The organism is Nostoc sp. (assembly GCF_036917775.1).
In the GTDB taxonomy this organism is placed as follows: domain Bacteria; phylum Cyanobacteriota; class Cyanobacteriia; order Cyanobacteriales; family Nostocaceae; genus Nostoc.
In genome coordinates, this window is record NZ_JBALEQ010000083.1 from 59,478 (window position 1) to 73,206 (window position 13,729).

The window sequence follows — 13,729 nt, forward strand, 5'->3', positions numbered from 1 at the left end:
TAACGCACCTGATGCAATCTCAGAAAATAGCCCATAAACTCAAAATGCAAGTTGCTATTCAACAAATTTTTGCCCAAGTAGGCATCGATGAGATTCTTGATAATGGTGCCGCAACCTCTCAAAGTATTGCCGAAGGTTGGGATAAGCAATGGCTAGATTTATTACAAAATAACAGCAGTAATAACTTGTATGGAGCGCTGACAAATCTGGGTATTTTTTTTGCGGTAGGAACCCTGTTGTTTTTCATGATACAATTCCTCAAAGACTTACTATCCTATGAATATACCCGTCCCATCTCAGCTTTAATTTGGCCTTTTATTGTGGTGATTCTCTTAAGTAATTCAGCCAATGGAAGTATTCTTTCTAATCTGACACTAGGAGTGCGAAATTTTCTAAACACTGTGAATCAGCAAGTCGTGGTATCAGCAGATGCAGACAAAATGTACCAGCAAGCACTGAATATGAGTGTTGCCGAAGAAGTAGCTGGCTCTTTGCTGCGTCCTTGTCAATCACTGACTGGCGAACAACAAAGTCAATGCTTTGTCAAAGCTGCCGAAAAAGTTAACATTCTTTGGCAAAAATATAGAGATATATATGGAAATAAAAATTGGATAATTAGACTACAAACTAAGGTAGATAACATTAGATATGGCACTGGCATTGTATCAGAAACCTCATTTAATTCTTTATTAGGTTCTACAGTCCAAACGAGTATCAAAAACTTTTTAGTTTCCTTACAATATGCCTTTCAGAATTTGATAGAAGCTACGATGTTGCTGATAGCAGCTTTAGGGCCAATAGCTGTAGGTGGGTCTTTACTACCTGTAGCGGGGAAACCAATCTTCGCATGGCTGACTGGATTTTTATCTATTGGAATCGCCAAGATTTCATTCAATATTATTGCGGTACTGACTGCCGCAGTTATTGTCAATGGGCCAGGTCAAGATGCTAATGTTGATCCAGATTTAATGTGGTTTATTATTTTTCTAGGAATTTTAGCACCACTTTTATCGTTACTTGTAGCTGCGGCTGGCGGTTTTGCAGTCTTCAGTGCTATTAGCAATACGGCTTCTTTAGTGAAGGAGAGGATATAAGCAACTCAAAATTTCCCAAGAATAATCTATTCCAATATTGGCTACTTTCCTGACTGCCGACTATACGCAAATCATCATATATAATGACTGAAGTTTTTTTGCAGGAGGAGATGAATAAATGGTGCGTCTACTAGAAAACAGACAAAGAACGGGAAGTGTTTTGACAATTTTTGCGATCGCGTCCTTCAGTTTACATATATTAGTTTTACTTTTATTCATATTCCAAGGGCTAAATATTCGCCAACTTAGTCTGAGAAAACCTCCCAACTTTGTACAATTAATAGATGGTAAACCAGTAAGCAATATTGATGATTTAGCAAGAGAACCAGAAGCAATTCGCCGATTCATCAGCAAAACGATGATATCAATGTTTACCTGGTCGGGAACCTTACCACCACAAAATATCGAAGAAGTTGCAAATCCTAAATCTGATTTAGGAATTCTAATTAGAACACCCCAAGGTAGTAGCCAAAAAATTAGTACTAGCACTTGGATAGCAAGTTTTGCTTTATCAGAAGACTTTCGCAAAGGTTTCTTAAGCACAGTTGCAGAAATGACCCCGCCAGAAGTTTTCTCGGAAAATCCTAACCAAGTTATGACATCACAATTAGTTATTAAGCGAGTGTATCCACCAAAACAAATTGCACCAGGTAAGTGGCGAGTGGGGATGGTAGCCGACTTAATTCAAAAAAATCGAGTTGGTGGTGAAAAAATCGTCACTCCTTTTAACAAAGATTTACTTGTGCGCGCAGTAGATTATTTTGGTAATCCCAAAGCCGACAACAGTACAGACTTGCAAAAAGCAATTTATAGTGTCCGCACTGATAAACTAGAAATTTATGAAATTCGTAATTTATGTTTGCTAGATGGGTATAACAACCTTAACGAAGATAATTTAAAGCAATGCAGGGCTGGATAAAACTCTGATAGCTTTATAAAATAAGATATTTTTAATTCCCCAACTCATAGTTCAATTTTTATAATCAATTATTAATGCAATTACTTAAACCAGAAAATAAGAGAAATAGCCCATTACCACTCTTGGCAGTAGGAACATTTGGTTTACATGTATTAACCTTGCTTTTACTAATATTTCATGGGTCTATGTTACAACAGTTAAGTCGGCAACTTACACCTCAAAGTTTGGTACAGCTTGTTGATGGTCGCACTATAACAGTAGACGCTCAACCAAATTTAGAGCGACAGCCAGAGGTTATTCGTCGCTTTGTGGGTGAAACGATGAGCTTAATGCTTAACTGGTCACAACAACAGCCACCGACACAGGTTTGGGAAATTACTTCTCAACTGGTAGCTGATGATTTTAAACAAAAACTTAAGTCAGAAATTACTAATTTAAATCCAGATAGTCAATTTGAAAATGTTAGTAGAGGAACGGAGAATGTATTAGTTATCCAAAAAATTTCTCAACCAACAGAAATCAGTAAGGGAAACTGGAAAGTAGAGATGTTTGCCAATCAATTAATTTTTAGCGGTTATGATAGGTTGGGAAAATCAGTTTCGTTTAATAAACAAATTTTAGTTAGAGCAATAGATGAACCAGCAACTTCACTACCAAATGCGCCACTACCGACGCACTTCGCAGCTTACCGCCTTGGTGAAGCCAGATTAGAAATTTATAATGTCTGTGAAATCCAAGATAAAAATTGTTCTGGAAATCCCAACCAAGCTTTACCATGACTAGATACTCAATTCCTGCCCAAATGCCTCCTCAAAATGGATTTTCTCTAACCACCGACGATCGCCAACCAGAATTAGAATCTTTTGATTGGGAATCACGGATCTCAAAGTTGGTTGGCTTAGAAGAAGAATCTTTGTCTGGCGATCCTCCAGGATCGGAAGACTCTGCAATGCCCCAAGAGTCTCCTTATCAACCACAAGAAGTTCAGACTAAGCAACCCCTCTCATCTAATCCCTTTGCAAAATTAGGCTTGGTAGGGGCTGCTACTTTAGCGATCGTTTTAGTAGGTGGTGTGTTTTTGTCCCAGTTGATGAGTGGCAGCAATCAGAAGCCAAAAAATATTGTTTCCCCACCGGTGCGTGAGCAACCAATTAATGAATCGACCTCTCAACAGCTAGCAGTCGAAGTAGATACTCTGAAAACGAAATTAGCCCTGACTGAACAAGCACAGTTGGTAAAAGCTGCCCAACAACAACTTAGAATTGCCAAATCAACGCCTAAAGTAGCCCTACGAGAACCATCAGTTTCTTCCAGAGGTACACAGAAAGTGATTCCAACACCCCCACCAATAGCTTACGCACCTCGAACAGTGACAGTTGAGCGCATTGTTAGAGTACCTGCTTCTCAACTGCCATCACCCCAACTACCAGTTGTGAAACCAAACACTCAACCCGTAGTTAATATCACTCCACCAGCTCCACCAAACCCATTTGAAGAGTGGACAAAATTATCAAAGTTAGGTAGCTACGGTCAAGTCAATGCCAACGAGCAACCTAATAACACGGTAGCTGCTTCTGAACCTCCAAATAATCCACAGCCGCAACAAACACCAAACCCCAATCCTGAGCAAACTCCACAACAGCAAACTCCTGCTCCTCTAGTCAGTCAAGCGCAACAGCAGGGACAAAAATCTGTAGCAGTAGGAAGTAGTGCCAAAGCTGTGTTGGCGACGGCAATATTTGGGGAAACTACCAAGTCAAACGGTGGTGGAGGTGATACAGGTGAACAGAAAAACGTATTTGTGATTCGATTGAAAGAACCGCTAAAATCTACCGATGGTGCGATCGCTCTACCTGCAAATACCGAATTTCTAGCTGAAATTAGCTCGCTCTCCGAGCAAGGTCTTTTGCAGATGAACGTAGTCAAAGTTGTCTCGCAAAATAATGGCAACCCGATAGAACGAAGCTTACCTAACAATGCAATTATTATTCGCGCTACCCAAGGTAAACCTTTAATCGCAAATAAATTTCCCAGTCAGGGTTCGTCCATAGCATCGATGGATTTAGGATTATTCGTTTTGGGAGGTATTGGGAAAGCAGCAGAGTTGATAAATCGTAGTGATACTGAACTGCAACCACTTACTTCACAAACTACCGTTGATGGCAACACCAGTAGCAGCACAACTCTTACTACTGTCACGAAAAACAGACGCGATATTGCAGCCGGGGTTGTGGAAGGTGGTTTGAACTCTGTAGTCCCCCAAATTGCCCAACGTAATCAACAGGCGATCGCCCAAATGTCACAGCAAACGAATATTTGGTTTTTGCCAGCCGGTACCAATATTGAAATATACGTTAATCAAGTAACCCAGTTTTAAGAGGTAAGATTGATACCAATTTTAAATTTGCATTGGGTAATGGTAATTAGTTTTCTTGCCATCTTACCTATTTTCACCTGTTCTATCAATCTTCTAATTTGCAACCATGATAAAGAATACTAACTTGTCAGGAAATAGCTCACATAATTCTTATTTCCTACCTCTAGCTTCCTTAATTTTCTCGGTTGCTATGTTATTGTTGGTAGGACGTGCTGGTGCTAATAATGCTGTTCTGCGTTCCATCTTTTCCTGTCAAGCGCAGGGTTTAGGTGGACTAATACCTACAATCAAGATTTGGTATCAACAAGGAACAAACTTAAGTTTTCTTCCATCGGGAGAAGTAATTAAAAAAGTTTGGTTAAATGATCCATCACAGGTAACTCTAGATTTTGATGGCCCTGTATGTATGCAGTTTGGTCAAGAAGCTAATACTAATACAGGAGATTGTAAAAACTCCGCAGCAAATGTAATTCAACTCAGACGAATTAAAAAGCTGAAAATTCCTGGACTTCCTCTTACTAATAATACACTTTTAACAGTTGTTACCGAAGCGCAAGGTAGAAATAAGTTATATACTTTTCGAGTGATATATGGAACAGATAATCCTGAATATCACACTTTAGCAATTTTTTCCGATCCTTCTGGTCAAGAAGGAGCTTGTGCGAAAGTTCCACGATAAACTTCAAAAGTAGCACTCAACAACGACTGAAGTTTAGCTTTGACAAAAAGTGCTGATGCTTACGCATATCTGCAATTGTGGCTTTCTTTCTAAAATCATTGCTTTAATGGGCAACTCCAAAAGAAGAGAGGCTACAAGGGTTCGATACAATTGAAAAACGCTATAATATAACCATATTGGCTTAAGTAAGTTGGCACAATAAAATTAAACTATATAAATAAAAATTAACTAGGTTAAAACCCTTATACCTATTGCCTTTTACCTTTTGTCTTTTGCCTAATCTCAACGACAATTATTAACGCCCAACCTACTGACTCAGGCATTTTAAGGCGACATCTTTATAATTCTTCAGATAAAAATAAAGCACAAATCCAAAATCTGTGTAATTATAAAGAAAAGCTTAAGAGGTTACAGACTCATGGTAACTGCGAAAATGATGCAACAGCTTTGGGCTGTAATCGAGTCTACCCAGGTCAATACCCTGCTGCATTTTGACGATGCTGATTTAGTTCAATTACTCCTCCAGCAGTTAAAGGCAAAGCAGGTTCTTGATGCCCAGGCAGATAGCAGCCTTAATACTTATATAAAATCTAAACTGCCTCTCATTCGTGATACGGCTGAAGGTCGGTTATCCTTCGGGCAAGGCGGCAATCATTAGCACGAGAAATCGATTGCTCACTGCCAAGCATACGCTCAGAGTTCAAACAGTTGAATATTATGAATCACTGGCTAGTAATCGCCCTAGTAGCTTATCTAATTGGAGCCGCAATTGAAGGGGCGGGTACAGCCAGCCAGCTATCTCGTTCAGTGCCAGAACTAGCTAAAAGTATACAACAGGCTCACCCTTCAGAGTCTGCCACTGGAACCAATTCGACTTGGCGAGTTGTGGCTGCTATCGCTTCAGTAAGTATCTGTGGTGCTTTTTTCTGGCCTTGCCGCCTCATCCACCGTTTAATGAAAGGGAACGTTAATTCCTAAGCTTAAGCCTGGCTGAAGCTGGGGACAATATATATCAATTTGCGTTTGGTAAATTATGTAGTTTGTTCTGGTGTCGCTACCTTTTGCCCAATTTTTGGCTCGGTACCAGCAAACAGTCGTTCAATATTAGTGCGATGGCGCAAAATTACATATAATCCACCGGCAATCCCAAACAGAATATAGGGTAACGGTTGATGGAAAATTACCATGAAAATGGAAACAGCGATCGCACCTACAATTGAACTCAAAGAGACAATCCGCGATATCGCCACAACGACGGCAAAAACAACGGCTGTTGCTAAACCTACCTGCCAACTCATGGCCAATAAAATCCCCAAGCTGATAGCAACAGATTTACCACCAGTAAAGCCCAAAAAAATCGATTTACTATGTCCCAGAATGGCAGCTAACCCAGCTAAGGTTACTAACCACGGTTGCCACACTTGTGCATCTACCGTTGCGGGAATAAAATTTTGACTAGAGGCAAACTTGAATAACCAGTAAACTAGAGCGATCGCTAATACTCCCTTTAAGGCATCAAGTACTAAAACGAATGCTCCTGGCCCTTTCCCCAAGGTTCTTAGCACATTAGTTGCGCCGGTGGAACCTGAACCAACTTCCCGAATATCGATACCCTTTAACTGCTTTACAGCAATATACCCAGTGGGAAAAGAACCCAGCAGGTAAGCTATAAGCACTATTACGCTGCACAGACTTAACCAGATAGCCATAATAAAGTTTAAAAATCTAGAGAAATATCTCTTAATACCATTTCTTGAAAGAAGATGCACCTATAGCAATTACACAGAACTAGATACTAGAGAGGCAATTCATTAATTGCCCCTACGTAAATAAAGTCCAGTCTTACATAGAATTGGTATGCCCAATGACCAATGACCAATGACCAATGACCAATGACTAATTAAAAGTCATCATCATAGTTTCTCACGGTTTTGGGGTCAGGAGCAAAGGCTAACCACAGAGGAAATTGCAGCAGTGACAAACTGATTTGCTCTTCTGAATCGTCAATGATAATTAAGGGCAGTTGATTGGCTTTCGTCAATCGGTCTGCTTTTTGAGCGAGAGCATCAGAAGCCTCAAATAATACTACACCTCGGTCTGGGCCAAAATCTGGGCGACCGATTCCCAGACAGTCTTGTAAGCCGCGCCGCCATTCACCTAATCGCTCTGGTGTATTAGCTAAGACTAAAGTACGAATGCGATCGCCATACAGCTTGTGTAATATCGAAATTGCAGCTGAGGCAATCAGAATATTCTGTAAGCGGCTACCCATTGTCCGCAAACCACCCCGTCCCCCTTGGGTAAAAAACCAATTCGAGACTCGCTCTGCATGGATTGGTTCAAAGGTACGGCGTAGTTGCCATGCTGGGCCGTAATAATCTGGTTTATTGCGGTATTGGTCAATTAGGCGACGAATTTGCTTTGTAGTATCTTGAAACTGCTGTTGGGCAAATTGCGGTATTCCAGGTTGCGATTCAACAGGTTTAGCCTCTTTTACAGCTGGTTTTTCTCGTTCCACCACACTTGGTGTTAGTTGCAACTGCTCGGCAGCAACGGCTAAATCCTGTAAGCTACCCGTGAGATAGTCTTTAAAACCCTGCACCCGAATTGCCAAGTCTTGGGATGTACCAGCAAAAGTGGTTCGCATCTCGTTGCGGATACGTTCTTGACGGCGTTCTAGTTGTTCTACAGAAATTTGCAGGGTTTGTTTGCGTTGTTCTAACTGTACCAACGACTCTTGCACAAGTCGTCCGAGTGAGGTTTGAGTTTCACTCACTTGTGCCTGAAGGTTTTTATAAGAAGCTTGCAGCTTAACTATTTCTTCTTTGAGGGCTGCTTCAGCCTTTTGCAACTCTGCTACTCGCTGCTCTGCTTCTGCATATAATGAATGATTTTCTGATTCTATTTCTGACCCCAGTGCAGTATTTTCTGGTTCCGACTGCGCTACAAACTCGCCATTTGAATTTTCTGTTAGCTCTACTGTAGTATCTACCACTTCTGCATTGGAGATGAGTGGCTCAAAAGTTGCGTAGTTTTCTGATGAGCTAACGCCTCCTGTTTCTCCCACTGACTCAACAGATGGATTGACTGGATGTTCAACTGCATTGTTTTGCTCTTCTTTTTCTGCCAACCGCTCATCAATTGGTTCTGGGGTTTGAGATGCCTCTGGGTTCATAAACAATAGTGTAATTCCTATGACGCGAATAAATAGCTTTCAGAAATATTACAATTAACCTGCCATAAAAGTCCTGAGTCACAAGGGCTGAGTTATGAGTTGAGAGCAAAATGACTCAGCACTCGTGGTACTCAGCACTAAATACGCGGACAACGCTGCTCTAAACAAGTTCTCAAGGTGTTGGGGTCAAATAAAATCGGCAAAAAGTGAATACTTTTAATTTCTTTAAAGTAAAACAAAATGGGGACTCCATTCCAGAAGATCCGCCAGTTTTGCCATTCCTGGTAGGGAAAGCGCCGAATCAATTTTTCATTTCTGTAAATATCTAAGTCGGTAACGGTAAATTGCAAACGCAGCGTTAACGCCTGAAACATGAGAAATAAGCCAAACAGTGTGAAAACAGCGCCTATCCACGGTTGTACCAACAATAGTGGAATAGCGGTAATCACCAACACTATAGGTATATTGTAACTAGGCTTGAGTTCCACAGTTGATGTGGAGTTAGGAGCAAATGAACTGGTCACAGTTTTAAATCCTGCTTTATTAGTAAACATATCTCTTATTTTAGAAGTCATAAGTAGAGACGCGATTAATTGTGTCTCTACAGGAGTGAGGAGTTTTAACTCATCACTCCTAACTCCTAAATACTCACTTCTCACTTTTATAAGCCTTTCAAAAATGCACTGCCAAGTCCTTGAAACATTAACCAAGAAAGAAAGAAGTTGCTAACAAATATAATTAGCAAGGCAGTCACAACAGCAGTTGTGGTTGACTGTCCTACTCCTTTGGCTCCTCCTGTTGTCGTCAATCCCCAACTGCAACCAATTACGGCGATTAAAATCCCAAAGCAACACGCCTTAAGCATGGCGCTAATAATATCCCAGACCCCAAGAAAGTTACGGGCTGAGTCTAGAAATACCGTATCAGAGATGTTGTAGATATTTGTCGCAATTATGAATCCTCCGAACATCCCTGTTATCAAAGATAGAAGGGTTAAAATTGGTAGCATTAAACAGCAAGCAATAACGCGGGGAATAACCAGATAATCGATTGGATCTGTTTTTAACATCAGCATGGCATCGATTTGTTCTGTTACGCGCATGGTACCGATTTCGGCTGCAAAGGCAGAACCGACTCGCCCTGCCAAAACCACTGCTGTCAATACGGGAGAGAGTTCTCGTGTCAACGCTATAGAAAGCACCCCCCCGATAATGTTTCCTGCACCAAAGTTGATAAATTCCCGCGCCACTTGAATGGTAAACACCGCGCCGACGAAAATAGCCGTCAATAGGGCAATAAATAGGGAATCTGGCCCAACTGCTGCCATTTGTTCTAAGGTGTTGCGCCGATGGATTTTGCCCCTCAATAGGTGAACTAGTACTTGCCCACCCAGAAAAATCGCTGCCAGCAATCGCTGGCTCCATTCTCCTAAACTGGATTTGGATGTAGTCTGGTTCAATGTTCTGTAGCTAACTCGGTAACTGCCTTAAGAATAGCGGAAGTCGTTGGAATTGGGAATTGGGAATGGGGAATTGGGAATTGGGAATGGGGAATGATGGTTATTTCTAACTCATTTCCCTTATGCCCCTGACTCCCAAGGGGGCTGAATATTAACTTAGATTAAAAATGCTCTCAGAAAAAAAAGCTATTATTAAACGTGCTGCAAACCAATGAATGGATGCTAATCTTGAACACAAGCTTGATTATGCAAGGGTTTGATTGATTTAAATAATTTTGGAAAGCCCCAGCACGTCTTGTAACTGGTAGCCATTTCTTTTAATGAAAACTTAAGATTTTTGACAGATTGTCTGCTTGGGAGCGATCGCACGTATTGTAGAAAATGACAAACCGCTATCTAGCTATTGTCACCTCTACTCACGGAGTTTGTCCTAAATGACTATTTTCATTAACTTTCTCCGCTCCTTAGTACTTACGATCATATTTAGTTTTGTCGCTCCCATCTTCTTCGTTGGCGGTGGACTGCTTCTTTTATCCCTTATCGGTTCCTTTCCGGGTTTACAAGAGTTAACTGAGGCGATCGCCACTGAGATTATACATTTTCTCGCCACCTTTGGCAGTGGGACTCCCCTACGTGGATTATTTGTAATTAGCTTGACCTGTAGTTTCGTCGGGTCACTGTTTGATACTTATGTTTACTATCGGTATCAAATTTTACGAATAGACTCCTGAATGATGTGAATAGTCTTCGTCAGGTGTTCATGGGCTTTACAAAAGAGGAAAAATTGAGATTTCCCCAAATGAAAGTATTACTGGTCTTAAGCTAAACAGGGATTAGTGTTGCTGAATGAAATTTTATTAATTAAATTGAGTACCGAAATTATTAATTAAATACTTATTGTTAATTAGTTATTAGTTATTAATTACTGATAAATGTTCCGTATGCCCAACTGTAGTAAACCAATCCGAAAACAGTCAAAAAGCTAGTAAACTAAGGGCTTTGAAACTTTTAATTATGCAAAATAGCTAAAATAGTCTGTGCTAAACCACCACATTGGACGCTAAACTAGAGTTTGGCATTTTGTGTTGGCTACAATCTTTAAGGAATTTATTAGCATTCATCGAGAATATCAAATAAAACTGACTGCAAAATATAAAAACTTCCTTAAAATCCTGATAAATATAATGCCTGCTCATGTTTCTTAACAGAGCAAAGAAGGTCGTCTGCCCTCTGGGGATCTTATATTGAGTTTATTACGAGGAATGTTTACAGCTCATGGTTTGGCCGTTTAAGCCCAGGTTTAGAAAACAAATTGCGCGGATTGAAATTACTGGTGCGATCGCCGGTGCAACTCGCAAACGCGTCCTAGAAGCACTGAAAACTGTAGAAGAAAAAAAATTTCCGGCATTATTGCTGCGGATCGATAGCCCTGGCGGTACAGTCGGAGATTCTCAAGAAATTTACAGCGCCCTGAAGCGTTTACGGGAAAAAATCAAAATCGTCGCTAGCTTTGGCAATATTTCGGCTTCTGGAGGTGTCTACATCGGCATGGGAGCGGAACACATCGTATCTAACCCAGGTACAATTACGGGTAGTATTGGTGTGATTTTGCGCGGGAATAACTTGGAACGCTTGCTAGAAAAAATCGGTGTTTCCTTCCAGGTAATTAAGTCTGGCCCTTATAAAGACATTTTGGCTTTTGATCGGCAGCTGACTCAACCAGAAGAAAACATCTTGCAAGAGTTGATTGACACAAGTTATCAGCAATTTGTCCAAACGGTAGCTGATGGCCGTTCTTTAACAGTAGAAGCTGTAAAAAGTTTCGCCGATGGTCGGATTTTTACTGGACAGCAAGCCCTAGAATTGGGTGTTGTAGACCGCCTAGGCACAGAAGAAGATGCCCGTCGCTGGACAGCAGAATTAGTCGGACTTGATCCAGAAAAAACTCTCTGCTATACCCTAGAAGAACGTAAACCTTTATTGAGTCGCCTTCTACCAGGAAGTCGTCAGGTTTCATCAGGAATTCGATCTGGAATTGATTGGCTTGAATTTGAAATGTCTACTAGTGGTTTACCGTTGTGGTTATATCGTCCCTAGCTTGAGTTAGGAGTTAGGAGTGAGAAGTTGAGAGTTTGAACTCCTAACTCCTAACTCCTAACTTCTAACTCCTAACTTTTATGTTTTTAGGAGGATTTTGGCGTGGAGTGGCAAATGCGGGCTATTCGTGGAGCAACAACTGCTTCAGAAAATACTGTTGAGGCAATCCGAGAGGTAGTGACAGAACTACTAGATGAATTGGAAAATCGGAATCAATTTCAGCCAACAGACATGATTAGTGTGACTTTCTCAGTGACACGCGATTTGGATGCGGTTTTTCCAGCTGCGATCGCTAGAGCGCGTCCTGGTTGGGATAATGTGGCCATGTTGGATGTGCAGCAAATGCACGTCGAAGGCAGCTTACAGCGCTGCATTCGGTTCTTAATCCACGCCTATCTGCCAGCTTCCGCCTCAATTCATCATATCTATTTACGCAATGCCGCCAGCTTGCGTCCCGATTGGAGTTTGGCCCAGTCTTTACAAACATCACAGCCAGTAGTGAAGTCAAAAGTGTAAATTGAATCATAAAGAGTACATTTTGCTTCTCTTACGAGACGCTACCGCGTTAAGCGAAGCTATGCGGTTCGCGTAACGTGTCGCAGACAAGCCTCTCGTTCGCATTAGCGTCTCTGAAAGAGAAGAGAAGGCTCTACGCTTCATACCTTCGGGAATGCCAGAGGCGAACGCAATTACGACTCATTATCTTAGTAGATTTGTTTGCATTGGGATGCTCTCAATTTCTATGTTTCAAAAAAGGATTAATCACTTTTCTGAGACTGCTTTAGAAGCAAATAGTAATCTTGTCATAAAATCAATTAGATAAATTCATAAAATTAGAACTTTTTCCATTTAATTTTTAAAAAAGTTTACCTATTAATTTGAATTTGAGCAGATAGCTAATTTAGTTGAATATTTGCTCGGCAATGATTACAAAATATCAAATGTTCTATGTTTAAAATACTTAAATATGCTGGGATTTTTATCATTACGGCCTGTTTGCTATTTTCTTGTCAGAGGGCACCAATCGAATTCAAACGCCCTCCCTTGAAAATACCAGTTGGATATTTTGTTGGGGAGTATCCAGGCATCATTGCTCAAGAAAAAGGATTCTTCAAAGCCCAAGGGGTAGATGTAGAACTAATTCTTCATAAACGATACATCCAATTGGAACAAGGAAATTTCAGTGCGGGTAAGTATGATGGTGTTATGTATTCTTTGGGAAGTTTTATCATCTTGAGCGCCACAAATCCAGATATACAAGGCGTGATGGTTGTAGACGAATCAACAGGAGCAGATGTAGTAGTCGCCCAATCACAAATAAAAATCGTTGCTGACTTGAAAGGGAAAAACCTGGGTGCAAATCTAGGCGGTTTTAGTGAAGTTTTTGTAACTGAGATGTTGAAAACTGCTAACTTAACCAGCGATGATGTGAACTTAGTTAAATCAGAGGCTTCAGAAATTCCTCAACGCCTTAAAAATAATACTATTCAAGCTGGACACACTTGGGAACCCCATCTTTCTGAAGCGAGAAAATTAGGAGGACATATCCTATTTACCAGCAAACAAACCCCTGGCTTGATTTTAGATATGATTGTCTTTCGCGGTGAGATAATCCGCGAGCGCCCTGAAGATGTTCGTGCATTCGTGCGAGGATGGCTGCAAGCAGTAAACTACTGGAAAGCAAATATTCAAGAAGGAAACGCTATCATCAGCAAAGTCTTAAAAATTCCTAGCAATACAATCTCTCTGGAGGGAGTAAACCTAATTGATTTAGGTGAAAATCAAAAATTATTGCAATCTAGTAGCCCTAACTCCATCTACAAAACTGCCAAGATATATACAGACTTTTTTATTCGCTCTGGAAACGTCACGCGCATTCCTGAGCTAAAAACTTTGTTCAATTCTTCATTCTTGAAGCCTCCCTCCTAG

Annotated in this window: 15 protein-coding genes; 11 read left to right on the forward strand and 4 right to left on the reverse strand. The window is 40.7% G+C overall.

Features of this window, described 5'->3' with window-relative positions; translation table 11 throughout:
* The first annotated feature begins 44 nt into the window (after positions 1 to 44).
* From V7K69_RS15520 to V7K69_RS15550, 7 genes are all read left to right on the forward strand, one after another.
* On the forward strand, positions 45 to 1,094 hold the full coding sequence (locus tag V7K69_RS15520) for a hypothetical protein (RefSeq protein WP_335035814.1): 1,050 nt from the start codon (positions 45 to 47) through the stop codon (positions 1,092 to 1,094).
* Between the two features lie 118 nt (positions 1,095 to 1,212).
* Entirely contained in the window at positions 1,213 to 2,013 is an 801-nt protein-coding gene (locus V7K69_RS15525) for a hypothetical protein (protein ID WP_335035816.1), read from the forward strand.
* Between the two features lie 74 nt (positions 2,014 to 2,087).
* Complete coding sequence (locus V7K69_RS15530) at positions 2,088 to 2,792, forward strand: hypothetical protein (RefSeq protein WP_335035818.1); 705 nt, start codon at positions 2,088 to 2,090, stop codon at positions 2,790 to 2,792.
* Positions 2,789 to 4,390 carry a hypothetical protein gene (locus tag V7K69_RS15535; protein ID WP_335035820.1) on the forward strand — a complete coding sequence of 534 codons (1,602 nt, stop codon included), beginning with the start codon at positions 2,789 to 2,791 and terminating at the stop codon, positions 4,388 to 4,390. The genes V7K69_RS15530 and V7K69_RS15535 overlap by 4 nt, the downstream gene beginning before the upstream one ends.
* A gap of 106 nt (positions 4,391 to 4,496) precedes the next feature.
* The gene (locus V7K69_RS15540; protein WP_335035822.1) at positions 4,497 to 5,069 is read left to right on the forward strand and encodes a hypothetical protein; all 573 of its coding nucleotides are present in this window, start codon (positions 4,497 to 4,499) and stop codon (positions 5,067 to 5,069) included.
* Between the two features lie 418 nt (positions 5,070 to 5,487).
* Positions 5,488 to 5,727 (forward strand): hypothetical protein, encoded by a 240-nt coding sequence (locus V7K69_RS15545; RefSeq protein ID WP_335035824.1) that lies wholly within the window; start codon positions 5,488 to 5,490, stop codon positions 5,725 to 5,727.
* Between the two features lie 59 nt (positions 5,728 to 5,786).
* Positions 5,787 to 6,047 carry a hypothetical protein gene (locus V7K69_RS15550; protein WP_335035826.1) on the forward strand — a complete coding sequence of 87 codons (261 nt, stop codon included), beginning with the start codon at positions 5,787 to 5,789 and terminating at the stop codon, positions 6,045 to 6,047.
* Positions 6,048 to 6,100: 53 nt separating this feature from the next.
* Here V7K69_RS15550 and plsY read toward each other — a convergent pair whose 3' ends face one another.
* From plsY to V7K69_RS15570, 4 genes are all read right to left on the reverse strand, one after another.
* Positions 6,101 to 6,778, reverse strand: coding sequence for a glycerol-3-phosphate 1-O-acyltransferase PlsY (plsY, locus tag V7K69_RS15555; RefSeq protein WP_335035828.1), 678 nt, complete (start codon positions 6,776 to 6,778; stop codon positions 6,101 to 6,103).
* Between the two features lie 191 nt (positions 6,779 to 6,969).
* Positions 6,970 to 8,244 (reverse strand): DUF3086 domain-containing protein, encoded by a 1,275-nt coding sequence (locus V7K69_RS15560; protein ID WP_335035830.1) that lies wholly within the window; start codon positions 8,242 to 8,244, stop codon positions 6,970 to 6,972.
* A gap of 137 nt (positions 8,245 to 8,381) precedes the next feature.
* Entirely contained in the window at positions 8,382 to 8,798 is a 417-nt protein-coding gene (locus V7K69_RS15565; protein ID WP_190936932.1) for a DUF3119 family protein, read from the reverse strand.
* A gap of 107 nt (positions 8,799 to 8,905) precedes the next feature.
* Positions 8,906 to 9,703: an MlaE family lipid ABC transporter permease subunit gene (locus V7K69_RS15570; RefSeq protein WP_335035833.1), complete on the reverse strand. Its 798-nt coding sequence runs from the start codon at positions 9,701 to 9,703 to the stop codon at positions 8,906 to 8,908.
* 434 nt (positions 9,704 to 10,137) lie between these two features.
* On the opposite strand from V7K69_RS15570, the gene V7K69_RS15575 reads away from it, so the two are divergent.
* The 4 genes from V7K69_RS15575 (at position 10,138) to V7K69_RS15590 (ending at position 13,729) form a co-directional block, all read left to right on the forward strand.
* Entirely contained in the window at positions 10,138 to 10,434 is a 297-nt protein-coding gene (locus tag V7K69_RS15575) for a hypothetical protein (RefSeq protein ID WP_335035835.1), read from the forward strand.
* 544 nt (positions 10,435 to 10,978) lie between these two features.
* Entirely contained in the window at positions 10,979 to 11,800 is an 822-nt protein-coding gene (sppA, locus tag V7K69_RS15580) for a signal peptide peptidase SppA (protein ID WP_335035838.1), read from the forward strand.
* Positions 11,801 to 11,914: 114 nt separating this feature from the next.
* Positions 11,915 to 12,316 carry a chorismate mutase gene (gene aroH / locus V7K69_RS15585; RefSeq protein WP_442936147.1) on the forward strand — a complete coding sequence of 134 codons (402 nt, stop codon included), beginning with the start codon at positions 11,915 to 11,917 and terminating at the stop codon, positions 12,314 to 12,316.
* Between the two features lie 432 nt (positions 12,317 to 12,748).
* Complete coding sequence (locus V7K69_RS15590) at positions 12,749 to 13,729, forward strand: ABC transporter substrate-binding protein (RefSeq protein WP_335035843.1); 981 nt, start codon at positions 12,749 to 12,751, stop codon at positions 13,727 to 13,729.

Excerpts from the sequence above, each read along its gene's own strand:
- V7K69_RS15520 (WP_335035814.1), top strand. The coding sequence starts at position 45 with ATGCAAGTTGCTATTCAACAAATTTTTGCCCAAGTAGGCATCGATGAG.
- plsY (WP_335035828.1), bottom strand. The coding sequence starts at position 6,778 with ATGGCTATCTGGTTAAGTCTGTGCAGCGTAATAGTGCTTATAGCTTAC.
- V7K69_RS15540 (WP_335035822.1), top strand. The coding sequence starts at position 4,497 with ATGATAAAGAATACTAACTTGTCAGGAAATAGCTCACATAATTCTTAT.
- V7K69_RS15525 (WP_335035816.1), top strand. The coding sequence starts at position 1,213 with ATGGTGCGTCTACTAGAAAACAGACAAAGAACGGGAAGTGTTTTGACA.
- V7K69_RS15535 (WP_335035820.1), top strand. The coding sequence starts at position 2,789 with ATGACTAGATACTCAATTCCTGCCCAAATGCCTCCTCAAAATGGATTT.
- V7K69_RS15550 (WP_335035826.1), top strand. The coding sequence starts at position 5,787 with ATGAATCACTGGCTAGTAATCGCCCTAGTAGCTTATCTAATTGGAGCC.
- aroH (WP_442936147.1), top strand. The coding sequence starts at position 11,915 with ATGCGGGCTATTCGTGGAGCAACAACTGCTTCAGAAAATACTGTTGAG.
- sppA (WP_335035838.1), top strand. The coding sequence starts at position 10,979 with ATGGTTTGGCCGTTTAAGCCCAGGTTTAGAAAACAAATTGCGCGGATT.
- V7K69_RS15530 (WP_335035818.1), top strand. The coding sequence starts at position 2,088 with ATGCAATTACTTAAACCAGAAAATAAGAGAAATAGCCCATTACCACTC.
- V7K69_RS15575 (WP_335035835.1), top strand. The coding sequence starts at position 10,138 with ATGACTATTTTCATTAACTTTCTCCGCTCCTTAGTACTTACGATCATA.
- V7K69_RS15565 (WP_190936932.1), bottom strand. The coding sequence starts at position 8,798 with ATGTTTACTAATAAAGCAGGATTTAAAACTGTGACCAGTTCATTTGCT.
- V7K69_RS15545 (WP_335035824.1), top strand. The coding sequence starts at position 5,488 with ATGGTAACTGCGAAAATGATGCAACAGCTTTGGGCTGTAATCGAGTCT.
- V7K69_RS15560 (WP_335035830.1), bottom strand. The coding sequence starts at position 8,244 with ATGAACCCAGAGGCATCTCAAACCCCAGAACCAATTGATGAGCGGTTG.
- V7K69_RS15590 (WP_335035843.1), top strand. The coding sequence starts at position 12,749 with ATGTTTAAAATACTTAAATATGCTGGGATTTTTATCATTACGGCCTGT.